Genomic DNA, 25896 nt, shown 5'->3' with positions numbered 1-25896 from the left:
TTCGGGAGCGGGGAGCTTTAGTTGCCCTGGGATTTCCACCAGGCATCGATGGCAGGGATGTCGAAGATGCGGAAGCGGCGCTTGACGCGCTGCTCCAGCGCGAGCTGGGCGTGCTTGGCGACTTCGAGGGAAGGATCATCCTTGATGGCGGCGATGAGTTTCGCGTTGGTCTCCGGCGCGGCGCTGCCCAGCAGCAGGAAGCAAACGCGCACGCGCACCTCCCAGGGCTGCTGATAGTCGGCGAGGAGCTTGAGCAACGCCTCGGGCTTCACATCCGCCTCTTCCCGAATTTTCTGGCCTTTGAACAGCTCAGACACGGGCAGGCGGTAACCGGGATCGTCACGCTGGATGAACTGAATGGAGCGCACGACCCGCATGTATTCAGCCTGGGCCGCCTCATGGAGATGTTTGGAGTCGGGATCACGCAAATACTCGACGATGGCGGCCAGCGGCTTGCGCAGGCCGGTGGCGATGGCCTCGTCAGCGTACTGCGTGAGGCGGTTGCGTTCCTTGATCTGGATGAATTCCGCCTGGGTGGGCGTGATGCTGGGCGTGGCGTCGGCCATGCGCGCCTCACCCGGCTGGTCGGTGGCCGGAGCGGCGGGTTTGGGAGCCAGTTGCGGGTTATTGAGCACCCCGGAGATGCGCTCCAAGGACTCCCGCGTGCTTTGCTGTGTGATGAGCTGCTCGCGGCGGATGACATCCAACTGCTGCTGCAACGCGGCGATTTTCTCCTCAGCCCTGACAAGCTCGGCCGCCTCCACACCCGTTGCCGCAGGAACGGCGGGGGTCGCGGGCGCTGACGCAGCAAGCCGGGGCGCAATCTCGCGCTCGTAGAACCTGTTTTCCACCCACAGCACCAGCAAACCGATCACCACCGAGGTCATGAGGGAGATGACCAGATGCCGGTAAGTCAGATGCGAACGCCGCAGGTTGGAGCTGGCGGGGGAATGAGCATCGCGCTTGATCAGCAGCGGGTCATGCGCGGCAGACAGGCCATCGGCGGCTTTCTCCGGCGCTTCTTTGACCGAGCCAGGGTCGTCCCTCCAGATCGCGGTGGAAGCCGGCAGCTCCAGATCGTTCACATTTTCGAGGAGCTTGGTCCGGGTGCTCTTTTTGCTTGCCATGTCGTGTGGATGTTACGTTACGCGATGAAGGTTGCCAGACGCAACAAACAAGGCCAGCCTTTGCGCGTCAACCCACGTCATGGCAACAGAATCCACCCGCCCACCCGCCGTATTGTCAACGTCACCGGACTCCCCGGCGGCAGGCGGACTGCGCTTGAAAATACCACGCTGGCTGGCGCTGTGGGGACTGCCGGCGGTGTTTGCGGTGCTGTTTCTGGCGTGGCCCTATCAGCACTGGGAGTTTGGCCAGCGGTTCAGCGTGCTGCACGGCTGGGCGAAGTGGGTGAGCAAGTATGCGGACTGGCAGTTCTGCCTGCTGGTGCCGCTGCTGGTGGGCTGGCTGGTGTGGCTGCGGCGCGAGGAACTGCGCAAGCTGCCCTGGCAGGGAGACTGGCGCGGCGTGCTGCCACTGGCGGCAGGATTGTTTTTTTACTGGCTGGGCTACAAGGCGGACACGGGCTATCCGGGCTTTCTGGCGGTGCAGTTGGTGCTGGCGGGCATGATCCTGCTGGTGTTTGGAACGGCCTGGATGCGGGCGCTGGGATTTGCGTGGCTGTTTCTGTTCTTCACCTGGCCGATGCAGCCGCTGGAGGACTCCGTGGCCTCCCCGCTACGCCCCAAGACGGCGGCGATGGCCGCCACGATGCTGAACCTCGTTGGCAAACCAGCGGTGAGCGAGGGCTCGGCGCTGCAATCCGCCCCGGATGCGGCGCAAGGCCGGCAAACCGGGGATTTGTTCAGCCTGGACGTGGACGCCAAGTGCAGCGGTATCAATTCCCTCTTCGCACTGATGATGATCTCGGCTCTGCTGGGCTATCTGGCGCTGAAACACCCGCGCTCGCGGCTCATTTTGTTCATCTGCTCGGTGCCGCTGGCCGTGGCGGGCAATGTGGTGCGCCTGCTGCTGCTGGTGGCGGGCACGCTGACCTTTGGCTCCGAGTTTGCGGTGGGCCGCCGCCTGGGGGACCACCAGGAGATGTCCCCCTTTCACACCTTCGCCGGTTTTGCGGTGTTCGGCGTGGCCCTGGGCGGCATGTTTGCCCTGTGCTGGCTGCTAGAAGGGCGGGAAATGAAGTCTAATCTAAAACGGCACGGAGGCGGCTCCACAGCGACAGAGGGGCGCGCCGCCATCCTGCGGCCGAACCGCACGCTGGCACAGATCGCGGCGGCGCTGCTGCTGCCGCTGGCCGCGCTCGGCATCTGCGCCCGCACTGACATCAGCTTTCATGTCTCCGAACCCGGTGTCGTGCTGCAACTTCCCCTGTCCCTGGGAGACTACCAGGGGCGCGAGTTTGACATGACAGCGCAGGAAAAAAACGTTCTGGACGAGGGCGTCAAGCTCGTGCGCAACACCTACGGCTCCCAGACAGGCAGGCAGCTCATGGCCACGATCATCCTCAGCGGGCTGGTGAAACGCAGCCTGCACCGCCCGGAGGTCTGCCTGCCCGGCCAGGGATGGACGGTGACGAACAGCACCCACATCCCTGTGCGGCTGGATGACGGGCGCGAGATCACCGTCACCTTGCTGCGGATTTTTCATGACAAGGAAACGCCGGATGGAACGCGGCTGCGCACGCGGGCGTTGAATCTGTATTGGTACATCGGCTCGGACGGCACCACCTGCCCGGAGCACTATGAACACATCCTGCTGACCTACCTTGACTCCGTCTTCCGCAACATCCAGCACCGCTGGTCCATGGCCTCCATCTACGTCCCCCTGCCAGAACAAACCGTGGGCCGGGAAGATCCGCTGATCGAACTCAACGCACTGGAAGACGCACGGAGTTTCATCGCGAAACTCGCGCCGAGTTTCATGGTAAAACATTGAACCATCCTCGAAGGCTGCTGATTCGCGCCGCTGGCCGCCAGCGCCCCTGATGACATTAGCACCGGCGGCGTATCGACCACGCCGACAAACACACCGCTCTCAACAAAGCCCCGCTCTGAAATTTGTTGACCGAAAGCCACTTTGCCCCAGAGACGGTTTTCCGCGCTAAGGAGCAGCACCATCAAACCAAACTGGAGGATCGAGCGCATCAGTATCGCTGTTGTAGCCGCTTCAAGTAGCTAAACGAAAGAGGTTTTAACGACAACCGCGCCGCCTGACACAAGTCAGCGGCCAGCGATGGCGCTCGTGACGGCCTGTGCAATCGCTTCGAGCCTGGCTGTCTTCAACGTGCCGATGACCCGGCTCACCAATCTCTCATTGGCGGTGAAGAGCTTGCGCGGTCTGGCAAAGCTGGGCTTGGCAAGCGTGCCTTGATCGAAGTCATTGACCGGATCAATCGACACGGCCTCACGGTCGCCATAAGCTTGGCTGGTGATCTGGCACAGAATGATGTCGTTGTGGTAATCCCCGGCGGCTAGCACGACGGCGGGCCGCAGCTTGCGTCCGCTCAAATCGGTGAACGGGAAGTTCACCAGCACTACTTCGCCTCTTGCAGGTGCGCCCATGCAGCCTCCTCCTCATCGCGGTTCCAGTCCATCAGGGCGTCTTGGCTGAGCAGAGCCGTTTCCGGCCCTGCGGGCGCATCGTCCTCAATGAGCAGCGTCACTACCGCCATCGCGGGGAACGGCAGCCGGATGTTTTCCAGCAGGCGCACTGTGCCGTTGGGCAGCACGGTGGCGGGAACGGGTCTGAGTGTGACGGACATGCTAAAGATTAGCGCAGGGAGGCTGGTTCGTCGAGTGCATCCTCTTCTAAGCCCAGTGTTACAGGACACCCATCCGGGCTGCCGTGCAAAGATGCTTCCGTCGTCAGTCCAGACCTCCTACGGATGCAGAGTTTCCATGCGATTGAATTTCCCATGCTGCCTGCTGCTGCTCGTGCTCTTTGGCGCGAGCATGCACGCATGGGGCAAGGTGTCGGTGAATCCGGCAGAAAATAGATGCGTAGCGCTAACGCCTGACCATCTGGATCGAACACCGTCCACGCGTTCTGTCTGACATAGACATGGAGGTTGGAGCCGCGCGCCTAGCGGCTCAAATCTTCCTGCATCAGCACCTTGAAGCCGGCGTTGGAAAGCACCTCCGCACCGACATCTGGTGAATCAAGATGCAGCACGAGCACAGGATGCTGCGAGGGGCGCACCAGCAGCGGGTAGCTGAAGCTGATGTTGATCTCGGCAGAGAGCAGCGCGGCAAGCGCCTGCACAAGGGAGCGGTCGGTCTCGCGCAGTTCCACCACGGTGACCGGAAAAACCGCATGAGGGATGCCCTTCTCGATAAAGAGCATCTGCGCCGTCTCAGGATCACTCGGCACGAGGCGAACCAGGGCCAGTTCGGTGGTGTCCTGCAGGGAAAGGCCCAGCACTTCGATGCGGTGCTCGGCGAGCAGTTTCACCAGCGCCATGAGCGCACCCACGCGGTTTTGCAGAAAAACCGAGAGCTGCCGCACCGGTGTTCCCGCAGGTGTGGCCGTCTCCTCCTGTGACTTGGGATGAATCGTGGTCATAAAGAAAAGCGTGCTGCGAATTTCCCCGGTCAGCCGGCCGGGCCAGTGGTGGAGCGGCGGTCGTCAAACAGCGTCACCCGCAGCGGAATGCTGGCCAGGGTGTCGCCACGATGCTGCACCAGCCAGCGGTGGAGCCCCTGGCGCTCAAACTTCACGCGCTGGAGCGTGTAAACGATGTTCCGTGAGACAAAGGGAATGAAGGACGAGGGGAACGTCACCTCCAGCCCGGCGGGCATCGGCGGCAGGCATTCTTTCCCCTCAGGATCGACGCAGCGGATGACAAACTCATGCTTGCCAGCGTCGTCAGGCATGAAAACGGCCCGCACGGCGATGGAGCATTGCGGATGGACCACCGGAAAGGTCTGCGCGCAAAGAGTGTCGAAAGCGCCTTGGATGCACAGCTTGCCGTTGTAGTCGGCGGCGAAGTCACACACGGTGGCGAGCTGGATGTTCATCAGGGATGGTTCGCGGTTCGCAGATCAGGACGGGCTTTCGGTTTACGCTAGTCGCGGCCAAACAGCTTGCGGAAGAATCCGCCGATGCCCTTTTTCTGCGGCGGGGGCGGACGGGCGGGTTCGATTTTTTCATTGTCAGAAGAGCCGGTCACCTCCTCCTCAACCACCTTGGCCTTGGGAACATCTTTCATCGCCAGCAGCATCGGATCATCAGCCGGGGCTTTTTCAAAGATGTTGGTGAAGACTTCGCGCACAATCGGCGCGGCCTTCTGACCGCCGCTGACTGTCTCCCCCGGCTCGCCTTCGTAAACGACAGCAAAGGCAAACATCGGCTTTCCGGCCGGCAGAAAACCCGTGAACCAGGCCAGGTTCTGGTCTTTTGCGATCTTCCACTGCGCGGTGCCGGTCTTGCCCGCGATCTCGGCGTGTTTGATCCCTGCGGAGCGACCCGTGCCGCCGCCGCCGTTGACCACAGCCACCATGCCGTTGATCACCGTCTGCCGATGGTCAGGGTTCAGGTCGATGCGTTTGCGGTCTTTCGGCTCGTAGGCCATCACCACCCGGTCCGCGATGTCCTGCACCTGCAAAACCAAGCGCGGCTGCGGAATGCGCGCACCGTCCCCCAAGGCCGCCATGCACTGGCAGGCCTGCAAGGGCGTCACGAGCACGCGGCCCTGGCCGATCGCCATGTTCGCCAAGTCACCCGACTGCGTCTTCTGCCCCAGGTTCTGCAACGACCAGGCGTTGGTTTGGACAAAGCCAGCGCCTTCCGCTTTCAGCGGTATGCCTGTGCGCTCACCGAAGCCCAGGCGCAGGGCCATGTTGGAAAGGTAATCAGCCCCCGAGTCCAGTGCCGCCCGGTAAAACCAGGTGTTGCAGGAGCGCTTGATGGCCGTCACCACCGTCATCGACCCCTCGCCTTCCTTGTTCCAGTTGTGGAACACACGGTTGCCGACCTCCAGCGCCGTGGTGCAGTCATAATAGGTCTTCGCCGTGACCTTGCCGCTGTCCAATGCGGCGAGAGCGGTCACGATCTTGAAGGTCGAGGCCGGTGGGTACTCGCCGCGAAAAGCACGCGGATAGAGCGGCAGGCGCGGATCTTTGGTCAGCTCCTCGTAGCGTTTTGCACGGATGCCGGGGACGAACTCATTGAGGTCAAAACCAGGATTGGAGGCCATGGCCAGGATGTCCCCGTTTGTCACATCCATGATCACCATCGCGCCGCTGGTGGTGTGCTTGCGCAGGGCGTTCTCGGCGTACTTTTGGAAGTTGTAGTCGATGGAGAGCACCACATTGCGCCCAGGGCTCGGCACACGACGCACATCCTCGGAGAGACGCTTGCCGTCCGGGCTGAAGAGCACGTTCACGATGCCCGGCACGCCTTTCAAATCGCTGTCAAAGGCGGTCTCGATGCCCTCGCGGCCTTCCATCTCCTCAAACACCGGATCACCGTCCACAATCGGCCCGGTGGGCAGCGGACGCGTCTTGCCCGTGTAACCAATGATGTGGCAGGCCGTCGCGCCCTGCGGGTAATGGCGCAGGTAAGCCGGCTGGAGCACAAGACTCGGCCCCAGCAGCGACTTGAGCTTTTCCTCCATGTCCGGCGTGATCTCCACATTGAGGCCCTCCTCAATGGAAAAAACCAGCGGCAGCCAGCGGCGGTGCTTGTAGTGCAGCAGCAGCTTGTCATCGGCCAGCGACCAGCTCTTGCCCAGCGCCTTGTTCACGCCGTCGATGGCGTTTTTCGCATACGCCACGATCTGGGCGTCTCCCGCCCCCTCCATGTAAGGCATGACCAGCGCCAGGTAGCTCGCCGCGCGGTTTTGCGCGAAAGGGATGCCATGCCGGTCCACGATCTGACCCCGCGGAGCAGGCACGCTCAGCGTCATCGCCCGCGCCTCCTTCTGCGTCTGCCAGGAAGCCTTCAAATCTTCCTTGGGTGGGGGTGGCAGCTTGGCGACGGCCTCCTTCGGCTCATCGAGCACCGGCTGCGCCTTCAGCACCACCTGGGCCTGGGAGATCGACGGCAGGCTTGCGGCCATGAAACAGCACACCACGCGGCACAGGCGCAGATTCTTCAGTGAGAACGGAAAAGACATGGGGGTCGGAAAAAGAACAGCCGCCGGGAATCGATCCGCCCCCCGGCAGCGCCCCGAACATGCGGCCCCGTGCGCACGGCGTCAAGGCGCACGTCAGCGGTGGCAAACGCATGATCCTGCAAAAAGGCATTGCGCAGTGGAGGCACATTTGCTGGAATCGCTCCGCATTCCACCCACCACCATCTCTCATGAGCCACTCCGCCGTCGGCAAACCCGACATGAAACTTTTCTGGGCCTGCTTCATCGCCCTCGTCGCCACCTCCTTCGTCTTCGGCGTCCGGGCCAACACCATCGGCCTGCTGCAAGACGGCTTCAATCTCTCCGAATCCCAGAAGGGAGCCATCAACGGGGCCGGGATGTGGCCCTTCGCGCTGAGCATCATCTTTTTCAGCCTGATCATCGACTGGATCGGGTACAAGACCGTCGCTCTCTTCGCCATCGTCTGTCACCTCGTCTCTCTCGTTCTCACCTTGCGGGCGGATGGATTCAATTCCTTCTACTGGAGCACGCTCCTCGTCGCCGTGGCCAATGGCACGGTCGAGTCCTTCATCAATCCCGTCGTTGCCACCGTGTTCAGCAAGGACAAATCCAAGTGGCTGAACATCCTGCACGCCGGATGGCCCGCCGGACTCGCGTTGGGCGCTCTCTTCTGCGCCTTGTTCCCCAACACCACCCTCGGCTTCGACGCCGTGTGGAAGTTCCGCTTCGCGCTGTGCTTCGTCCCCGTCGTGCTCTATGCGCTGCTGATCTTGCCGCGTCAGTTCCCCATCAATGAACGCGTCGCCGCCGGCGTCAGCTACCGTGACATGCTGAAGGAGGTCGGCGCTGTCGGCTTCTTCATGATCGCCGCCCTCATCGTCGCCGCCGTTTATCAGATGGCCGGCAAGGAAGTGAACTGGACCTACGACCTCGCGATCGCAGGCGTGGTCGCCATCCTCATCGGCCTCTACACCCGCTCTTTGGGGAACTGGCTCTTCCTGGTTGTGCTCATCGTCATCGGCCCGCTCGCCACCACCGAACTCGGCACGGATGGCTGGATGCCCGAACTGCTGAAGCTCAATGGCCCAGCCGACTCGCCGAACTTCGCTGCCTGGGTCTTCGTCTATGTCTCCGCCATCATGACGATCCTGCGTTTCTACGCCGGGCCGATCGTGCATCGTTTCTCGCCCATTGGTCTGCTGGTCATGGGAGCGGCCGTGGCCATCGTCGGCCTCATGCTGCTCTCGAAGAGCGTCGGCTGGACCATCGTCGGTGCCGCCACGATCTATGCTTTTGGCAAAACCTTTCTGTGGAGCACCACCCTCGGCCTCACCTCCGAGCAATTTCCCAAAGGCGGAGCGCTCACTCTCAATGGCGTCTCCGCCGTCGGCGTGCTCTTTCTCGGCGTGCTGGGCAGTCCCTTTATCGGTTACCAGCAGGATCAGGACATGCATCAGCGCCTGACGAAGGATCACAGCGCCTTGCTCGCCAAAGTCGCTGGTCCGGCGAAACCCAGCATCTTTGGCGAAACGCCCAGCCTCGATCAGAAAAAGATCCAGGCTCTCGACGAAGCCTCCACGAAGGAACTCACCGCCGTGCAGGCTGACAGCAAACGCGGTGCCTTCACCAACATTGCCGTGTTGCCAGGCTTCATGCTCGTCTGCTACCTCGGCATGTTCTTCTGGTTCCGCGCCAGAGGCGGCTACAAGCCGGTGGACCTCGCTTCCTCCCACTGAAACGGCCGCCCGCCAGTTCTTCCAGCGAGTTCAACGGCGCTCACACATTCAGCCCCAGCTCTTTTCGGTGCGCCGGGATGGACGGCGCGATCGTCGGTATGCCGCACCACTTCAAAGAGGCATCAAACATCGCGCATAGAAGAGCGCGGCTGTTTGCCTGGATGGCCTCAGGCTTCGTATGGCCCGCCTGACAACTTGAGCTTCTCGTTCTCCAGCTTGAGTTTGGCATTCTCTATTTCCAGCTCATCAATGCGAGCTCTCGCATCTTCTTGAAACTGCAGACTTGCGGACTCCATGTGCAGAATTCTTTGCTGAAGTTCGGCAATGATGATTTCGGGCGGGGTTTTATCCATGGTGACACAGTTGAATGGGGTTAACACATCGCGCACCACATCAGACACCGGACATCCAAACGAAAATATAGAAACTAAGGGTGGCCATGCGCATGGGTCATTTCTACTCCTCCGAACCGTTGCCGAGCAATCAAAATATCGGCCAGCCCCTGACATGACTCGCGGAAGCCACCATTGAGGAGCCCCTGGATGATGTAGAAATCGCTGCCATCGAAGGACCACTGCCCACACTTGGTCCAAGGGGAATAGGCATGTGAAAGGCCCGACGAGCCCCTTCACCCCCGACAACCTTCTCAGCTTTGAGAACATTTTTTCCTTGTCGCTTGAAGGCGTGGCACCTAAAACACGCGCTTTCCCGACAACTACCACCCAACCATATCCACACACTCCCCTCCTCTATGAGCGAAAACAATCGAATGAGACTTCTCTGGGCCGGCTTCATGGCCATCCTTGCCGCAGGCGTCGGCTTCGCCATCCGTGGCGGCATCTTTGACAACTGGGCGAAGGAGTTCGGCTTCACAGGCGCACAGCTCGGCGCCATCGGCGGCATGGGCTTCAACGGCTTCTGCTTCGGCATCATCCTCGGCGGTGTGGTGGTGGACAAAATCGGCTATGGCAAGCTCGTGGTGCTGGCCTTCCTCCTGCACGTCGCCTCCGCGCTCATCACCTTCACCGCCAGCGGTGGCAATGCCTTCATGGTGCTCTCGCTCGGCATGTTCATCTTCGCCTTCGCCAACGGAGCACTGGAAGCCGTGGCCAACCCGCTCGTCGCCACGCTGTTCCCGGAAAACCGCACGCACTACCTCAACATCCTGCACGCCTCCTGGCCTGCCGGCATGGTGATCGGCGTGATCATCGGCTGGTTCCTCGACGATAAGATGGAGATCAACTGGCGCATCCAGCTCGCGCTCTACCTCATCCCGACCGTGATCTACGGCCTCATGTTCATGGGCCAGAAGTTCCCGCAGTCCGAGGCCGCCGCCAAGGGCGTCAGCTTTGGCAATATGCTCAAGGACGTGGGTATCCTCGGCGGTGCCGTGGCCTGCTTCCTCCTTTCCTTCTTCGCGGAAGGCTTCTTCAAGGATGTGATCGGTCTGGCTCCTGAGATGGCCAAAAACGTTGGCTACGGTGTCGGTGGTGCGCTGCTCATCGGCGTGGGCTTGATCACCAAGTTCTCTCTCGGCTCGATCGTCCTGTTCATTCTTTTCATCGCCCACGCCCTCGTCGGTGCGGTGGAACTTGGCACAGACGGCTGGATTCAAAACATCACCGGCAACCTGTTCACCCCCGAACAGGGCAAGGCGCTGTTCCTTTGGACCTCCGCCATCATGTTCGGCCTGCGCTTCTGCGCCCACTGGATCGAGAAGACCCTCAAGCTGTCCCCCGTGGGCCTGCTCTTTGTCTGCTCGGTGCTCGCCGCTGGCGGCCTGACGCTGGCCTCCACCATGAACACCTTCACCACGGCGCTCATCGCCCTTGGCATCTACGCCTTTGGCAAGACCTTCTTCTGGCCCACGATGCTCGCGGTGGCCTCCGACCGCTTCCCCCGCACGGGTGCTGTCGCCATCTCGATCATGGGTGGCATCGGCATGCTCTCCGCCGGCATCATCGGCGGCCCGGGCCTCGGCTACATGAAGGACCGCTTCGCCGGTGAAGAGCTCAAGGCCAAGAACCCGGCTCTCTACGAAACCTACAAGGCCGCCGCCCCGAGCAAGTTCCTCAACCTGGATGCCACCGCCACCATCGGTCTTGATGGCAAAAAACTCTCCGAGGCCAAGGAAGCCAAAGCCAAGACTCCTGACCAGCAGGTGGTCGTGCTGGCCGACCAGCAGGGCGACCGCAAGACGCTGAAGTTCGACGCCTACATCCCCGCCACCATGGCGGCGATCTACCTCCTGCTGCTGCTCTACTTCAAGGCCATCGGCGGCTACAAGCCGATCACCATCGACGAAGAAGTGGCGGCCGAGAAGTAATCTGCCCGTCATTCATCTTCTTCACGCGGCGTCCCCTCACCGGGACGCCGTTTTTATTTCCCGCCTTGCGTCCCATTCGGCATTCGTCATTCTGATTTCGTCATTCCACTATCATGCCCACCTACGTTTACGAAACCATCCCCCAGTTTGAAGGCGAGCCCGCCAAGCGCTTTGAAATCCGCCAAAGCATGAAGGACGCCGCGCTCACGCAGCATCCTGACAGCGGCCAGCCGGTCCGCCGCGTCCCCATCGGCGGCACCGGCCTCATGGGAGCCAGCAGCAGCGCCAGCTCCTCAAGCGGCGGTTCCTGCGGCACCGGATGCGGATGCCATTGAGTTGGATGACCTACTGAACACGCGGAATGATGCGGAAACAGAAGGCTCTGATCATTCCGTGTCTTCCGTTCTTTCCGTGGGCATCTCTTGATTGGGTTTTCTCAGCAACCTCGCCGCATAGAACCCATCAAACGCGCCGGTCTCCGGTGTGCGGCGCAGCTCTTCCTCCAGCGTCCATTCGTCGCCGTGCTTGGCCAAAAACGCCTGCACCTGGCGCTCGTTCTCGCTCGGCAGGATGCTGCACGTCGCATAGACCAGCTTTCCGCCGGGCACGACCATGCGGCTGTAGCTTTCCAAAATCTCCGCCTGCAACGCGGTGAGGCGGTCGATCTCCGCGTCGCTTAATTTCCACTTCGCATCGGGATTGCGCCGCAAAACGCCCAAGCCGGAGCATGGCACGTCCAGCAGCACACGTTCCGCCTTCTGCGCGAGACGTTTCACGGTCTTCGAGCCTTCGATCTCCCGCGCCTCGATGATGTCCACGCCCGCGCGTGAGGCACGTTTGCGCAGCTCGGCCAGTTTCCAGGCATGAATGTCCAGCGCGAGGATGCGGCCCTTGTTGCGCATGAGCGCCGCAAGGTGCAGCGCCTTCCCGCCACCACCGGCGCACGCGTCGATCACGCGCTGGCCCGGCTCTGGCTGCAAAAAGGGCGCGATGAGCTGCGAGGCCGCGTCCTGCACCTCAAACAGGCCGTCTTTGTAAGAGGCGGTGCCAAACAGGTTTGCCCGCTGCTTCAAACGCAGGGCGCTCGGCACATCCTCGACGATCTCCGTCTCAAACCCTTCCTGCCCCAGCCGCTCCCGCAGCGCCCGGCGGTCGTTTTTGAGCGTGTTCACACGCATGAACACATCCGCAGGCACGTTCAGCGACTCACGCAACGCCGGCCAGGCGCTGCCGAGTTCCTTTTCACCGCGCTGCTCCAGCCAGTCGGGAATCGCCGCACGGATCGCAGGCGCGGCACCATCCTTCGCCCGTTTCAAAATATCGGCCGACCTCACCTGCGGCGCGGTTTCATCCGCCGGCAGATCGCGACCGTTGACGATCCAGTAGGCCGCCCAGACCCGCCACAGGCGCTCTGGGGTGATTTCCTCCGGCTGCGTGTGCTCTGCATCCGGTAAACCGGCCAGATACCAGTACCAGCGCCACCAGCGCACGCACTCGTAGATCGACTCCGCGAAGATGCGCCGGTCCCGGCTGCCCCATTTGCGATGCCGCTTGAAGGTGAACTCGATCACCTTGTCCGCATACCTGCGCCCGACAAAGACATCCCCCAAGGCGACAATGATTTCATCCAGCAGATGCGGCGGCAGTTTCATGCGCTGCCGATACGCGGAGCACGTCCCGCATGCAAGCCATCAACACACCTCTGTGGCACAGCCTGCGATCTCCTCGGCGAGGCCGGGGATTTGCGCGAAGGTTTTGGCCGGGGTCTCACGGAGGGCGGGCACGCGAAGGCCCTCCGAGGGCAGATTTTTCAAGAGGCGGTCCAAAGCCTGGCCAAAGGCAGTCACAGCCGCGCCTTCTTCCTCGGCGTCATGACGCAGACCATTGAGGAGGGCCACATGCTCGTAGCGCGACAGCCATTCCTGCGCCCGGGAGCGGTAACGCTCGATGATCAGGCTCATGAAGTTCTCCGCAGAACGCGGTTCCGACTCCCGCAGCACCTGGAAGGCTAGGCAACGCGCCACGTCGGCGGCGGCGGTGATCAGACCCGGCTCATTCACACCGACCTGCTCATGCGAGAGACTGCGGTGGCGATGCTCGAAATGGAAACCAAGATCCACCTGACACTGATGCTCTCCCGGCAGATGACGGAAGGCCTCGCACAGCAAGGCGATCTCCAAACCCCAGCCACCGGGCAGGCTGAAGTCCTGAAGCGCGTCCATGTCGGCGGCAAACTCGCCGGAAAGCGGGTAGCGGTAGCTGTCGAGCTGTTCGATGAGCGGCTTCGCCCCCAGCACATCGCGACAAGCCTGAATCAGTGGAAAAATCAGCAGGCGGGTGACGCGGCCAAACAGGCGGTCGGACACGCGGCTGTAGTACCCTTTGGCAAAGCGGTAGCCCATGCGCGGATGCAGCAGCGGGTAGCACAGCCGCCAAAGCAGATCCCGGCTGTAGTTCAGGATGTCCGTGTCATGACTGACCACCACGCCCTTGAACCCACGCGCCTTCAGCCAGGCGATGCCCATCCAGATGTTGGACCCCTTCCCCGCATGCGCACCGGGCAGCCCGGCGTCCGCCATGCGCTGGTAAACCTGGCTCAGACGCGGCCCGTCATTCCACAAAATATGCGCTCGCTTGCCCTTGAGGTTTTGACGGCAAAAGAGCAGCGCACGATCGTGCTCGGCGGCGTTCATGCCGTTCATGCTCAGGATCACCTCGCTGACGTGGCAGGCCTGCGAGACCTCCTCCAGGATGCGCGGCAGGGCCGGGCGTTCGCACTCGGCATACAAAGCTGGCAGCAGCAGGGCCACCGGCTTTTTCGCCGCCCAGGCCAGCATTTCCTGCTCACGCTCGGCGCTGTCCGCGTGGGCGAGGTGGTGGAGGGTGGGCACGCGGGCGTGCTGATAAAAATCTGCCATGAGGGTTGGTGTGCACGCTCAATGACGCATGCCGCGCGATTGTGAAACGTTTTTGTTCAAATCTGCGCGGCGGGATCGGCGTTGCGCGGCCCCTGCTGACGATCTTCCTCGCCGTTGAGCGCCAGCGCCTCCACCTCGGGATCGATCTCGATGGATTCCGCCTCGATCTCGATCTCCTGCCGCCACTGGCGGGAAATCCACGGCCGTGCCAATCCATAAAGCAGGTAGCTCACGAAAATGACCGAAGGCATCCAGTGCCAGTTCATCACCGTGAAGGCAATGACCACGATGGTGATGAGCACCCAGTGGAACGACCGCTTCGTGCGCCAGTTCACCGCCTTGAAGCTCGGATATTCGAGATTGCTCACCATCAGGTAGGACAGCAACGCCATCAGCCCGGCCAGCGCGTATTTCCAATTCCCAATCTCCTTCTCCGTGCTGTCCAGCCAGATGACCAGCAGCGTCAACGAGGAGATCACGCCCGCCGCCGCCGGAATCGGGCAGCCACGGAAGCTCTTGCTGCTGCTTTTCACATCCGCCGCCGCCAGACAGTTGAAACGCGCCAGGCGCATCGCCCCGCAGACAAGGTAAACACACGAGATCAGCCAGCCCAAGCCCTTCGGCGTGTCGATTTCCTTCAGCACGATGTCATGCACCAGCAGCGCCGGTGCCACGCCAAAGCTCACAATGTCCGCCAGCGAGTCCAGTTCCCGGCCAAACGGGCTCTCCGTGCCCCCCATGCGCGCCACGCGACCGTCCAAGGCGTCAAACAAGCAGGCCAGCAGGATGAACACGATCGCGTAGTGGTAATGCTGGTTCATCGCCAGATGCCGCCCGTCGAAGATTTGCAGGATGGCGACGAATCCACAGAGAATGTTACCCGCCGTCATCAAAGTTGGCAGCACCGGGATGCGGGGTTCGTGAGCGGAAGACATGGCTGGAAAGGTGAATGCAGAATGAGGAATGTCGAGCCGAGAGAATCGAGACAGACTGCCGCAGGCAGCCCGCAGGGAAGCGCAGCGCATCAATGACGAATGAGAGCCACGAACCAGGACGCCCTGACGGCTTGCATTGCCTGGTTTTGCCGTTATGGCAGAACCCCGGCGTTTAGAATCATTCAAAAAGCCGCCACCACGCTTCCCGCAATTCGTCATTCCGTATTCGACATTCGTCATTTCCGCCATGCCTTCCGAACTTCCACCCCTCAACGGCGACATGACCATGAGCCAGGTGCTCCAGGCCTATCCTGGGGCGCAGCGGGCGTTGTTTGCGCGTTATCACATCGGCGGCTGCCGCAGTTGTGGCTTCCAGCCCGGTGAAACGCTGGCCCAGGTCTGCGAGCGCAATGAAAACATCCCCGTGACCGAGGCCGTCGCGCACATCCAAGACAGCCACCAAGGCGACGCCTCGCTGCAAATCTCCGCGCAGGACTTCGAACAGCTCCGCCGCTCAACACCCGACCTCATCGTGCTGGATGTCCGCACCCGCGAGGAGCATGACGCCGTGAAGCTACCCGGCGCGCGCCTGCTCACCCAGGAACTCGTTCAGGAAATCTTCACCAGCGGCGACAAGACGAAAACCCTCGTGCTCTACGACCACACCGGGTCCCGGTCGCTCGACGCGGCGGCGTATTTCATCGGCCACGGCTTTGCCGAAACCAAATGCCTCAGCGGCGGCATCGCCGCCTACAGCCAGGAGATTGATCCTTCCCTGCCCCGCTATCGTATCGAAATCGAAGCCTGATTCCCTCTCATGGACGAAGCCACCCTCCAACAAGCGCTCACCAACACGCAAAACCTCGGCGAAATGCCCGATGCCGACGCCGTCGGCACCGTCGGCAGCCCGGATTGTGGCGACATGGTCCGCATGTGGATCAAATACAAGGACAAGGACGGCCAGAAGGTCATCGACAAGGCCAGCTTTCAAAGTTTCGGCTGCCAGACGGCCATCGCCGTCGCCAGCATCGCCACCGAGTTGATTCGCGGCAAGACGAAGGCCGAGGCGCTCTCCATGTCAGCCGAAGAACTCAGCCAGCCGCTCGGCCCGCTACCCCCCATGAAGATCCACTGCGGTCAGATGGTCGAAGGCGCGCTGCGGGCGGCTCTGGAGGCCGAGGGCAAAGAACCAAGAGCGGAAAGTCCAGAGTCCAAGCCGGTCAATGACCAAAGCGGCACCCTCGCCGACGCCCTCAACCTCGCCGGCAAGACCCAGGGCAAAATCAAGATCGTTCTCACCAGCTAGTTTCGTCATTCGTTCATTCACCAATCGTCATTTTCCAGCATGCACTCCTCCCTCGAACTCAAACGCGAAGTCGAAGCCGTTCAAATCCCCAGCGGCGACATGATCACACTGCCCATCGGCATGAAGGTCATCATCACCCAGTCCCTCGGTGGCACCTACACCGTGGCCACAGACTTCGGCCTGGCCCGCATCCAGTCGAAGGATGTCGATGCGCTTGGCATTGATCCTGAAGCCTCCAAGAAAGAGCAGGAAAGCACCTCCTCCAACATTCCCGCCGATGTCAGCGATCTCGAAGGCCAGGTCTGGAACCAGCTCAAGAACGTCTATGACCCGGAAATCCCCGTGAACATCGTCGATCTTGGCCTCGTGTATGACTGTAAGGTCGAGGCCGACGCCGAGGGCAAGAACAGGGCGCTCGTGAAGATGACCCTCACCGCACCCGGCTGCGGCATGGGCCCCACCATCGCCGCTGACGCGCAAAGCCGCATCATGACCATCGAGGAGATGGACGACGCCGCAGTGGAACTCGTCTGGGATCCCGCCTGGAACCAGGGCATGATCAGCGTCGAGGGCAAGATGAAGCTCGGCATGATTTGAGTCGGCTCTGAACCGCCTCAAGGCGGGACTCCAATACACCTCCCATCACGAAAAAGGGCATGACTCGCGTCATGCCCTTTTTGACAGTCTGTCGGTCAGCCTTCGCTGCTACTTCTTGCCGGCAGCCTCCTGACGAAGCTGTTCGAGGCGGGAAAGCACTTTCGGTGCAGGAGGAGCGGCGGGTTTCGCAGCCTCTTTCGGTTTGTTTGCGGCGATGACCGGCGCGGCAGGCGGAGTCACCACCTTGCGCGGCGCATCGATGCGCAGGATGGAACCGAGCGCGATGCGATGAATGGTGGTGGTGTTGGTGCCTTTCACCGGGATGTCCACACGCACAAACAGGTTGGCCTGCTTGCCGATGGGGGATTTCGCGTCGGTCTTCACCTTGAAGGTCACTTCCTTCGTGTCCTTGGTGATCTTGGCCCCTTCGATCGGAATGGTTTCGGGCACACCGAGCACCTGGGCGCTGGCCTCTCCTTCGAAAGGCAGCAGATGTTCCAGCTTGGCCACCATGACCGCCTCCTTGCCTTGCTCCACGGCGACGAGCGGAATGGCGGGCGCGTTGAGGTAGGCCGGAGCCGTCACGACCTGCTGGAAAGGCGAGGCATTGTAAATGCGGCCAGCTCCGGCGTCGGCCTCGCCCATGACGGTGAAGTTCCAGGTGCCCGCAGGCGCGGCGGCGTTCGCATCGAGCTGGAAGGTGCATTCGTTCTGGCCTTCGGCGATGGTCTGCTCGCCCAGGGAGCTGATGCCGTTCGGCTTCCAGATCATGAACACACGAATCGGAGCCTTGAAGCCTTCCTTGCGCTTGGAAACGACCTTGAGCTCCAGAATACCGTTGTTCACCAGCGGAACGGCGGGTTTCACGATCTCCAGCGAGTAAGGCGCCTCTTCCACCACTCCGACGGGAAGCCGGTCTTCCACCTCGGTGTAATAAACCACGTTGCCGTTGCGGACGACGTCGAACTCCTGGCGCAGCTTGCCCACGACCTTGTTGGCGGGATCGACTGGATTGAGCTTCACCGGCACGACCTGATGTCCCAGCGGCGCATCGGCGGTGGCTTCAAACAGCAACGGTATGCTGCCGAGATCTTTCGGAGCCAGCTCGGTGAGCAGCTTGACTCCCTGCGGCAGGTTCGGCGCCTCAAACTTGTAATCCCCTCCCACATTGACGCGGGAAATGTTCACCAGCGTGGCATAACGGCCGCCTTTCGGCACCGCGATGAACTGGCGGTAGTGCGTGTCATTCACTGTGAACTGCGGCGAGGCAAAGAACACCTCCGGCTCGGCGGCGATGAGTTCGAGGCGATACACGTAGTTCGGTCCGCCGCGCTCCAGATGGTCCGCCACACGCACAAAGTAGTTCCCGTCCGCCGGAATGCCGATCTTGAATTTGCTGTCCAGACGGCGGCGGCCGCCACCGTCGTCGTTACCGCTGAGGCTGCCGCCTTTTTCATTGTAGATGTTCACCACGCTGTCCAGCGGCGAGCCCAGGCTCTGCGCAAAGGTCTGCACCTCCAGCGTCATGCCCTTCTTCAGCGGCACTTTGAAGTAATCCACATCACCCGGCTTTTCGATGATGCCGTTCAGCGCGATCGGCTCTCCCGTCGCGGCGGCGGTGGCCTTCGCCTGGTCTTCATTCGGCTCGACTTCGAGGACGTTGTCGTAATTCACCAGACGGAAGGGATTGCCGGAGGGCGCAGGCTCCTGGGTCTTCGAGTAAATCATGTAGTTGGGGTCAATCTCCGCCGGAAGCTGGGCCTCTTCCTCAAAGGAGCTGTCACGCTCGATAAAGCGCACCTTGGTTTTCGAGCCGATCTTGCCACCGGCGGGATAGACCACATCAGGGCGGCGGAAGCCGCCGACATGCAGGCGGTAAAACGAATTGCCACCGCCACGGTAGGAGGACTCGCGGATCATCACCGTGTAGTCGCCGTCTTCCTCGGCCACATACGAGCAGTAGCCGTCCTGGCGGTGCAGGATGGTGTCGTCAGAGATGACTTTTTCGAAACGGTCCTTGTCGATGATCGCCAGGAAGGGGTCAAACACCGTGTAGCCCAGGCGCAGGCCATCGACTTCCACCGAGATGCGCTGGCCCTTCTTGGCCGAGATGCGGTAGTAGTCCACATCCTCGTTCTGCACGATGCCTTCCACCGTCTGGTTCATCTGGATCACCTGCGGCGTCTCAAAGTCGCTGTTCGGCTCCTTTTCATCCACGTTCGGGAAGATCCCCACGAAGAACTGGCGTGGGTGCGAGATGCCCGTCTTCGTGCGGATGCGCATCAGGTGATTTCCCGGCGGCACATCCGGCGCGATGGCGATGGTCAGTTCCACCTTGCCGTTCTCCGCCTTCTCCACGCTCTTCTGCGTGAATCCGGGCGAGAAGAACATCAGGCTCTCGAAATCCGCGAGCTGGGATCCTGTGAGAGTCAGCTTCATCTCCGTGCCACGCTGGCCGCCGTTTGGCGTCGTGGTCGTGAAGGTCGGGTAGGCGGCAAAAGCGGAAGTGCTTAGCGCAGCCGCAGCGGCGAGGAGGGCAAAACGGTGAAGAGAGGTCATGACGGAAGAATTAGGGGATGGCACACATACGCCACCGGCTGGGAGGAAATTACGCCCCGCCCCAAATCTGTGCAAACGAAGAAGTCCCGCCAGTCTCCTCGGCTCCAAGACTCCAGCTCACACCGGGAGAAGCACTCCTCGTCTCCCAGTCCCCTCTTCTCCAAGTCTTCAACCGCCATGCCCTTCGACCCCACTCTTCCCGCCAACAATGCGCCGAACTCCTCGGCGCAGATGCGTGCGCAGTTCAACGGCCTGAAGGATCTCATCGACGCCATTCTCGCCGGGCCGCAGGGGCCGCCTGGGGCCGACGGTGTGCCCGGACCGCTAGGCCCGCCCGGAGCCGATGGACAGCCGGGAGGACCTCCTGGCCCGCAAGGGCCTCCGGGGGAGGTGACGAATGCCGCTTTCAGCGCCGCCATCGCAGGCACGAGATGCAACAGCAACGGTGTGGCCTTGCTGGGGGCTGGTGGTGAGTGACCCGCCGACGCAGAGCGAGCTGCAGGCCATCGTCAGCAAGCTCGATGAGCTGATCAATGCGCTGCGCAGGTAAGGGGGCGCAAGTGACTCGACGCTGGCGCGAAGGCAGGAGCGGGTTTAACAACAGGCCCCATGACCGTCGCCCGTGCCACCACCCTGCTCGCGAGCGCCCATTGGCGCATGCTGGTGCACAAGGCGCGGTTCGGGCTGCGTGAGAACCGGCTGCTCAGCCTCACCGTGGGCACCTTTCTCGTGCTGTATGGCTTCGGCGCGTATTTCCTGGTGGCGCGGGGGCTGGACTTCATCGCCAAGCTTCCGCTGATCGGCCCGCTGCTGACGGAGCGGCTGGTGTTCCTGCTGTTTTTCTTTTTCTTCATCATGCTGATCATCTCGAACGCGACGATCACGGGCATGGGCCTGTTTCGTCGGCGCGAGATGGAGTGGCAGATCGCGCTGCCGCTGCCACCGCGCAGCCTGGTGCTGTGGAAGACGTTGGAAGGCATGCTGCTGGCCAGTTGGGGCCTGCTGCTGCTCAGCGCGCCGATCCTGATGGCCCTGGCACGGGTGTATGAGGCCGATTCAGGCTTCATGCTCGCCGTTTTGCCAGCGCTGCTGTCGCTGGTGACGATCGCGGCCAATGTCTCGACCTGGCTCTTGATCGCGCTGGCCCGCTGGGCACGGCGCTGGATGTGGAAGCCGCTGGCGCTGGTGCTGGCCCTGCTGCTGGTGCGCACGCTGCCGGTCTGGCAGTCGGGCTTTGAAACCCTCAACACGGGGGATCTGACGGCGAGCCTGAACCAGATCCTGCGCCACACGGAAATCTGCATGCACCCGCTGCTGCCCAGCACCTGGGTGGCGGAGACGATCCAGGCCGCCGGACGCGGGATTCGGGAGAGAGCGCTGTTTTTCAACCTAGTGCTGCTGGCGCACGCGCTGCTGAGCATCGTCATCACGGCGCGGATCGCGGGCTCGCAGTTTTACCCTGCGTGGAACCGCGTCATGAGCGCGGCGCCCGGCGTGGACTCAGCCGCGAAACGGCCCGAGTTTTGCGCACGGCCGGGACGGCTGGCGGAATGGCTGCGGCGTGTGCTGGCGCTGGACCGCGCCTCCTTTGCGCTGCTGGTGAAGGAGGTGCGGATGTTTGTACGCGAGCCGGTGCAGTGGGGGCAGACAGCGGTCATCTTCGGGCTGCTGCTGATGTATTCCATGAACCTGCGCAAACTCGGCTATGACCTGCAAAGCCCCTTCTGGATCGCGGTGGTGAGCCATTTGAACCTGCTGGTCTGCTGCCTGGCGCTGTCCACGCTGACGACGCGCTTCATTTACCCGCAGTTCAGCCTGGAAGGCCGGCGCATGTGGATTTTGGGCCTGTCCCCGGTGCCGCTGCATCGCGTGCTCGGCCTGAAGCTGCGGCTGAGCGCCAGCGTGCTCTCACTCATCATGGTGGCGCTCGTGATCGTGTCCGGCGTTTCCCTGGCACTGCCCTGGCGGCGCATCGGGTTCTTCAGCGCCTCGATTTTGATGCTGAGCTACGGCCTGACCTCGCTGGCGCTGTCGCTTGGGGCGCTGGTGCCGAATTTCCGTGAATCCAACCCCGCGCGCATCGTGTCCGGCTTCGGCGGCACCGTCTGCCTGATCGCCAGCTTCGTTTACATCGTGTGCGGCATGGCGGTGCTGGTGCTCCCCTCCTGGCAGCATTTGAGGCAGGATGCAGCGGTTGGCATGGCCTATGACGGGCGGCTGGAACTGCTCAGCCTCAGCGGACTGGCTGTGCTGACTGTGGTTTTTGGAGGTCTTCCGTATTTTTTTGCCAAGAGGAGAACGAAAAATCTGGAGTATTTAAGACATCTGTAGTATTTCCGTGCTGGAAATAATTTCCAGCACTCCCATGATCACCCGCAAAGCACCCGCCACGGCAACCGCGCCCGGTCACATCGAGGAAAACCTCCTCGTCTTCGAAGAAGCCCCCGAATTCATGGACGGACACGCGGTCTCAGCCTCTCTGGAAAATGTGGACCTCAAGGTCAAAGCCGCCCAGGAGCAGCTCATCCAACTCCGCCATCAACAGGAGGAAATTGAGCGCCAAAAACAGCATCTGGAAGCACTGCGCATCAAGCAGGAGCGCTTCGTGGCCGGCAAACGGGATCTCCTCGAAAAAATCGGCCGGGCCAACGGTCATGTCGAACGCGAGCTCTACGACGCCCAGAAGCGCGTGGAGGAACTCAGCCTGACCTTCGACGAGTTTCGCCGTCACATCGACATCTTGAAATCACTCCAGCCAGAAAAATGGCACCGCACCCAGGTGGACCAGGAGCTCGACAACGCTCTCCTCGCCATTGAGGACGCGGAAAATGACTTCGCCAAGGGCATGCGCCGCCTGCACGCCATGACACCACCGGATTCCGCCGCCAGCGCGATCACGCTGGAAGACGCGGATGCTCCCGTGCTCTCCGGCATGAACGGCAGCGCCGATGATCTTGCCACCTGGATGCGCCGTGGGTTTGCTTTCACACTGCCACTGATGGCCACCGTGCTCATCGCCATCGTGCTGATCCGCCTCATGTTCTAATTTCCCTCCGGCAAACCTCTCACCCACCGCGCTTATGGCCCTCTTCTCCGGCAACCGTAAAGTTCGCTCCCGTCGCACCCAAACCGCGAAGGAGATCAAGCAGGAGCTTTCTCCACGCAGGGAAACCCGACATCTGGCCAGACGTTCGGATGAGGTGCGCAGCCAGATCCACCGACTGGAATGCCTCATCACCGACGCGCCGCGCCTTCAGCGCCAGCAGCGCCTCGCGAACATCAACATGGTGCCGCCGATGGAGCTTTCCTCCCCTGCCCCGCGTCGTCAGCGCCGTGTGCCCATCGCCCAGCAGCGTGCCCGGCGTGGTGCCAAGCTGCGCATGTTCACCGAAGGCGTTTTCGTCCTCGGCGCGATCGCCGCCGTGGTCGGCTGGCTGAACCAGTGGTTCCATTTCTGGAATTGAGGTTATTCCCCTTTCGCGGCGTTCTTTTTCTTGCCATTGCCTTTCGGCTGCTGCGGAGGATTCACCTCGCCATCGAAGGCCTTGTTTCCATGCGTGAAGCGCGGCGGTGGCATGGTTTCCTTGACCTCGGCCTGGAGGCGCAAAATTTCGGCTTTCAACTCCTTCACCTTGTCGGCATAAGCGGGATCGTTGGAAAAGTCCTTCAACTCAAGCGGGTCGGCTTTGCGGTCGAGCAGCTCCCAGTCATCGACATCGGGCGTGTAGTAATGCACGAGCTTGAACTGGTCGGTGATGACACCGTAATGCGGGCGCACGCGATGCGGCACCGGATACTCGTAGTAGTGGTAGTAGAGTGATTTGCGCCAGTCAGGAGGCGTTTCACCTTTCATGAGCGGCACAAAGCTGCGGCCATGCACGTCGGCCAGATTCTCGCACTTCGCGATGTCGAGGAAGGTGCTGGCGAAGTCGATCAGGCTCACGATCTGGTTTGTGCTGCTGCCTGGCTTGATCACGCCCGGCCAGCGGACGAGCAGCGGCGTGCGCAGCGACTCCTCAAAGATCCAGCGTTTGTCGAACCAGCCGTGCTCGCCGAGGAAGAACCCCTGGTCGCTGCTCAGGATGACCACCGTGTTCTCAGTGAGGCCGTTTTTGTCGAGGTAGTCGAGCACACGGCCCACGTTCTCGTCCACAGCCTTCACGCAGGCCAGATAGTCGTGCATGTAGCGCTGGTAGCGCCATTTCACGAGGTCACGGCCCGCAGGGGCCGCAGCGGTGTACTTGGCATTGCGCGGTTCGTAGTAGGCGTCCCATTGCTTGCGCTGTTCAGGCGTCAGATTGCCGGGGGGAACGAGTTTGGCGTCCTTGGGCGTGAAAGTGCGGTCGATGCCCATGTCGTGATCGCTCACCGCCTTGCTGCGGCCGCTGTAGTTGTCGAACAGCGTCTCCGGTTCCTCATAGACGCGGTCCTTGTCAAAGCCGAGCAGGCGCAGCGGCGGCTCCCACTCACGATGCGGGGCCTTGTGCTGGCTCATCATCATGAAAGGCTTCGTCTTGTCGCGCTGGTCGAGCCACTTGAGGGTGAGATCACCGATGATGTCGGTGGTGTAGCCCTCGTATTTCACGTTCTTGCCATTCTCAGTCATCGGCGGGTTGTAATACGCGCCCTGGCCGGGAAGCACGTTCCAGTAGTCGTAACCGACGGGATCGGTCATGAGGTGCCACTTGCCGATCACGGCCATCTGATAGCCGCTCTTCTGCATCACCTTTGGGAAGGTGGGCTGGGAGCTGTCGAACTTGCTGTTGCTGTTGTTGTAGAAGCCGTTGGCGTGCGAGTACTTGCCGGTCTGGATCACCGCGCGGCTCGGGCCGCAGATGGAGTTCGTCACGAGGCAACGGTCAAAACGCATGCCTTCCTTGGCGATGCGGTCCATGTTCGGCGTTTCGAGCAGTTTCCGGCTGTCGCCATACGCGCTGACGGCCTGAGTGGTCAGGTCATCGCAAAAAATGAAAACAATATTCGGCGGCTGCGCCACGCTGGCGGCGGTGACGAGAAGAAATGACGCAAAAAGAGAACGAATCATGGCTGGGCAAACCGGAACGAGCGTTTCGCCGGATTGTTGCAGCGGTTTACCCACCAATTATGCCGAAAATCGGGAGAGTGCTCCAGATGGCCGGGGTAAAAACGCGGCGGCTGGTTTCAGGACGCACCATCAATGGCAATGCGTAACCTAGCAGCCTGTTGAACAACGCGAAGCAGGCGGGGAGCAAAAAGAGTTTTGGATCATGGCCGGGGAACTGCCGGCGGCGACGCCCGATGGCTTCTACCGGCGGGTGAACCGGACGCTGGAGAAGATGGGCTTTGCGCCGATGTCTGGAAGATCTGCACGCCTGCCTAAGCTGAGCGCAGAAAGGGCGGACGTCCACGGTATTGATCCTGTGGTGTATTTAAAGATGCTCATGGTGGGCTTCTTCGAGAACCTGCCCAGCGAGCGGGCCATCGCCTCGCGGTGCGCGGACTCGTTGTCCATCCGCGGGTTCCTTGGCTACGCGCTCACGGAGAACACGCCGGATCATTCCAGCCTGAGTGGAATGGCACTGAATTAGAGCCTGTTATTAACTTTAAAAAGAGCTGTACCCCGGTGAGGTTCCAAGCAATAAACTTGGAATGGAACCTTCGAGCAACAAGCCAAGAACCGCCTACCCCAGTGACATTTGCGATGCAGAGTGGGATTTTTGCCAGCCCTACCTGGTGCTGATGAAGGAAGATGCGCCCCAGCGGGACTATTCGCCGCATGAAGTTTTTAACGCGCTGCGCTACATCGTGCGCTGCGGGTGCCAGTGGCGCATGATGCCCCATGACCTGCCCCCCCTGGCAGAACGTTTACCAGCAGGCGCAGCGCTGGATAAAGGCGTGCAGCTTCGAAGCCATGGCTCATGATCTGCGTGAGCTCGCGCGTCTGGCCAGGGGACGCAACGCGCAGCCCTCGGCGGCTATTCTTGATGGCCGCACGTTGCAGTCCTCGCCTGAAAGCGGAGGCCGGGCTGGCTATGACGGCTACAAGAGGCGCAAAGGCAGCAAGGCGCATATTGCGGTGGACACTCTGGGACATCTGCTGGCAGTGAAGGTGACGGCGGCCAACGAGCAGGAGCGTGCGCAGGTCGGAGAGCTTGCCGCGCAGATCCAACAGGCCACCGGAGACAACGTGGAACTGGCCTATGTGGATCAGGGCTACACTGGAGCAGAGGCGGCACGGCAGGGCCGGGAGCACGGCATCAGACTTGAGATGGTCAAGCTCTCGGAAGCCAAGAAGGGCATTGTGCTGCTGCCGCGCCGCTGGGTGGTGGAACGCAGCTTTGGCTGGGCAGCACACTTCAAGCGTCTTTCCAGGGACTACGAGCGTCTGGCCTCGACTCTGACCGGCATGCACTGGCTGGCCTTCGC

24 protein-coding genes and 1 pseudogene are annotated in these 25896 nt (G+C 61.6%); 13 read left to right on the top strand and 12 right to left on the bottom strand.

Features of this window, described 5'->3' with window-relative positions; genetic code table 11:
* Positions 1-17 precede the first annotated feature (17 nt).
* Positions 18-1127, bottom strand: coding sequence for a hypothetical protein (locus tag ACILSI_RS17620; protein WP_395723219.1), 1110 nt, complete (start codon positions 1125-1127; stop codon positions 18-20).
* Between the two features lie 79 nt (positions 1128-1206).
* Here ACILSI_RS17620 and ACILSI_RS17615 point away from each other — a divergent pair, with 79 nt between their 5' ends.
* The gene (locus tag ACILSI_RS17615) at positions 1207-2955 is read left to right on the top strand and encodes an exosortase/archaeosortase family protein (protein WP_395723218.1); all 1749 of its coding nucleotides are present in this window, start codon (positions 1207-1209) and stop codon (positions 2953-2955) included.
* 284 nt (positions 2956-3239) lie between these two features.
* Here ACILSI_RS17615 and ACILSI_RS17610 read toward each other — a convergent pair whose 3' ends face one another.
* The 5 genes from ACILSI_RS17610 to ACILSI_RS17590 form a co-directional block, all read right to left on the bottom strand.
* A complete protein-coding gene (locus ACILSI_RS17610) occupies positions 3240-3548 on the bottom strand; it encodes a type II toxin-antitoxin system PemK/MazF family toxin (protein ID WP_395723217.1) in 309 nt (102 codons plus the stop codon).
* A gap of 5 nt (positions 3549-3553) precedes the next feature.
* Complete coding sequence (locus tag ACILSI_RS17605; RefSeq protein ID WP_395723216.1) at positions 3554-3781, bottom strand: hypothetical protein; 228 nt, start codon at positions 3779-3781, stop codon at positions 3554-3556.
* Positions 3782-4101: 320 nt separating this feature from the next.
* Positions 4102-4581, bottom strand: a complete 480-nt coding sequence (locus ACILSI_RS17600; RefSeq protein WP_395723215.1) for an acetolactate synthase — start codon at positions 4579-4581, stop codon at positions 4102-4104.
* A gap of 29 nt (positions 4582-4610) precedes the next feature.
* Entirely contained in the window at positions 4611-5036 is a 426-nt protein-coding gene (locus ACILSI_RS17595) for a DUF6941 family protein (protein ID WP_395723214.1), read from the bottom strand.
* A gap of 47 nt (positions 5037-5083) precedes the next feature.
* On the bottom strand, positions 5084-7135 hold the full coding sequence (locus ACILSI_RS17590) for a penicillin-binding transpeptidase domain-containing protein (protein ID WP_395723213.1): 2052 nt from the start codon (positions 7133-7135) through the stop codon (positions 5084-5086).
* Between the two features lie 188 nt (positions 7136-7323).
* On the opposite strand from ACILSI_RS17590, the gene ACILSI_RS17585 reads away from it, so the two are divergent.
* The gene (locus ACILSI_RS17585) at positions 7324-8850 is read left to right on the top strand and encodes an MFS transporter (RefSeq protein ID WP_395723212.1); all 1527 of its coding nucleotides are present in this window, start codon (positions 7324-7326) and stop codon (positions 8848-8850) included.
* A gap of 167 nt (positions 8851-9017) precedes the next feature.
* On the opposite strand, the gene ACILSI_RS17580 is transcribed toward ACILSI_RS17585, so the two are convergent.
* Positions 9018-9203, bottom strand: coding sequence for a hypothetical protein (locus tag ACILSI_RS17580; protein ID WP_395723211.1), 186 nt, complete (start codon positions 9201-9203; stop codon positions 9018-9020).
* Between the two features lie 416 nt (positions 9204-9619).
* Here ACILSI_RS17580 and ACILSI_RS17575 point away from each other — a divergent pair, with 416 nt between their 5' ends.
* The gene (locus tag ACILSI_RS17575; protein ID WP_395723210.1) at positions 9620-11176 is read left to right on the top strand and encodes an MFS transporter; all 1557 of its coding nucleotides are present in this window, start codon (positions 9620-9622) and stop codon (positions 11174-11176) included.
* Positions 11177-11289: 113 nt separating this feature from the next.
* The gene (locus ACILSI_RS17570) at positions 11290-11511 is read left to right on the top strand and encodes a zinc ribbon domain-containing protein (protein WP_395723209.1); all 222 of its coding nucleotides are present in this window, start codon (positions 11290-11292) and stop codon (positions 11509-11511) included.
* A 51-nt stretch (positions 11512-11562) separates the two neighbouring features.
* Here ACILSI_RS17570 and ACILSI_RS17565 read toward each other — a convergent pair whose 3' ends face one another.
* From ACILSI_RS17565 to pssA, 3 genes are read right to left on the bottom strand one after another with little or no spacing between them, the layout of a single operon-like run.
* On the bottom strand, positions 11563-12828 hold the full coding sequence (locus tag ACILSI_RS17565; protein WP_395723208.1) for an RsmB/NOP family class I SAM-dependent RNA methyltransferase: 1266 nt from the start codon (positions 12826-12828) through the stop codon (positions 11563-11565).
* Between the two features lie 39 nt (positions 12829-12867).
* Complete coding sequence (locus ACILSI_RS17560) at positions 12868-14094, bottom strand: hypothetical protein (RefSeq protein WP_395723207.1); 1227 nt, start codon at positions 14092-14094, stop codon at positions 12868-12870.
* Between the two features lie 56 nt (positions 14095-14150).
* Positions 14151-15029: a CDP-diacylglycerol--serine O-phosphatidyltransferase gene (pssA, locus tag ACILSI_RS17555; protein ID WP_395723206.1), complete on the bottom strand. Its 879-nt coding sequence runs from the start codon at positions 15027-15029 to the stop codon at positions 14151-14153.
* 247 nt (positions 15030-15276) lie between these two features.
* Between pssA and ACILSI_RS17550 the strand changes: the two genes are divergently transcribed.
* Genes ACILSI_RS17550 through sufT form a run of 3 tightly spaced genes read left to right on the top strand, consistent with a single transcriptional unit; the run spans position 15277 to position 16932 of the window.
* On the top strand, positions 15277-15837 hold the full coding sequence (locus ACILSI_RS17550; protein ID WP_395723205.1) for a rhodanese-like domain-containing protein: 561 nt from the start codon (positions 15277-15279) through the stop codon (positions 15835-15837).
* A 9-nt stretch (positions 15838-15846) separates the two neighbouring features.
* Positions 15847-16335 carry an iron-sulfur cluster assembly scaffold protein gene (locus ACILSI_RS17545; protein ID WP_395723204.1) on the top strand — a complete coding sequence of 163 codons (489 nt, stop codon included), beginning with the start codon at positions 15847-15849 and terminating at the stop codon, positions 16333-16335.
* A 39-nt stretch (positions 16336-16374) separates the two neighbouring features.
* Positions 16375-16932 (top strand): putative Fe-S cluster assembly protein SufT, encoded by a 558-nt coding sequence (gene sufT, locus ACILSI_RS17540; RefSeq protein ID WP_395723203.1) that lies wholly within the window; start codon positions 16375-16377, stop codon positions 16930-16932.
* Positions 16933-17040: 108 nt separating this feature from the next.
* On the opposite strand, the gene ACILSI_RS17535 is transcribed toward sufT, so the two are convergent.
* Positions 17041-19491, bottom strand: coding sequence for a PPC domain-containing protein (locus ACILSI_RS17535; RefSeq protein WP_395723202.1), 2451 nt, complete (start codon positions 19489-19491; stop codon positions 17041-17043).
* A 177-nt stretch (positions 19492-19668) separates the two neighbouring features.
* On the opposite strand from ACILSI_RS17535, the gene ACILSI_RS17530 reads away from it, so the two are divergent.
* From ACILSI_RS17530 to ACILSI_RS17515, 4 genes are all read left to right on the top strand, one after another.
* Positions 19669-19968: a hypothetical protein gene (locus ACILSI_RS17530; protein ID WP_395723201.1), complete on the top strand. Its 300-nt coding sequence runs from the start codon at positions 19669-19671 to the stop codon at positions 19966-19968.
* A 132-nt stretch (positions 19969-20100) separates the two neighbouring features.
* The gene (locus tag ACILSI_RS17525; protein ID WP_395723200.1) at positions 20101-21822 is read left to right on the top strand and encodes a putative ABC transporter permease subunit; all 1722 of its coding nucleotides are present in this window, start codon (positions 20101-20103) and stop codon (positions 21820-21822) included.
* Positions 21823-21856: 34 nt separating this feature from the next.
* The gene (locus ACILSI_RS17520; protein WP_395723199.1) at positions 21857-22537 is read left to right on the top strand and encodes a hypothetical protein; all 681 of its coding nucleotides are present in this window, start codon (positions 21857-21859) and stop codon (positions 22535-22537) included.
* Between the two features lie 34 nt (positions 22538-22571).
* Complete coding sequence (locus tag ACILSI_RS17515) at positions 22572-22955, top strand: hypothetical protein (RefSeq protein WP_395723198.1); 384 nt, start codon at positions 22572-22574, stop codon at positions 22953-22955.
* Between the two features lie 2 nt (positions 22956-22957).
* Here the strand turns inward: ACILSI_RS17515 and ACILSI_RS17510 are convergent, their stop codons facing one another.
* The gene (locus ACILSI_RS17510; RefSeq protein WP_395723197.1) at positions 22958-24535 is read right to left on the bottom strand and encodes a sulfatase; all 1578 of its coding nucleotides are present in this window, start codon (positions 24533-24535) and stop codon (positions 22958-22960) included.
* Between the two features lie 202 nt (positions 24536-24737).
* Between ACILSI_RS17510 and ACILSI_RS17505 the strand changes: the two genes are divergently transcribed.
* Both ACILSI_RS17505 and ACILSI_RS17500 read left to right on the top strand, forming a co-directional pair.
* Positions 24738-25058: a transposase gene (locus ACILSI_RS17505; protein ID WP_395723196.1), complete on the top strand. Its 321-nt coding sequence runs from the start codon at positions 24738-24740 to the stop codon at positions 25056-25058.
* 61 nt (positions 25059-25119) lie between these two features.
* Positions 25120-25896 (top strand): annotated as a pseudogene (locus tag ACILSI_RS17500) (IS5 family transposase); the annotation flags it as partial.

It is taken from the genome of Prosthecobacter sp. (assembly GCF_044232965.1).
GTDB lineage: Bacteria > Verrucomicrobiota > Verrucomicrobiia > Verrucomicrobiales > Verrucomicrobiaceae > Prosthecobacter.
Note: the sequence above shows the minus strand (reverse complement) of the source record. Positions and strands in the feature narration are given on the sequence as shown.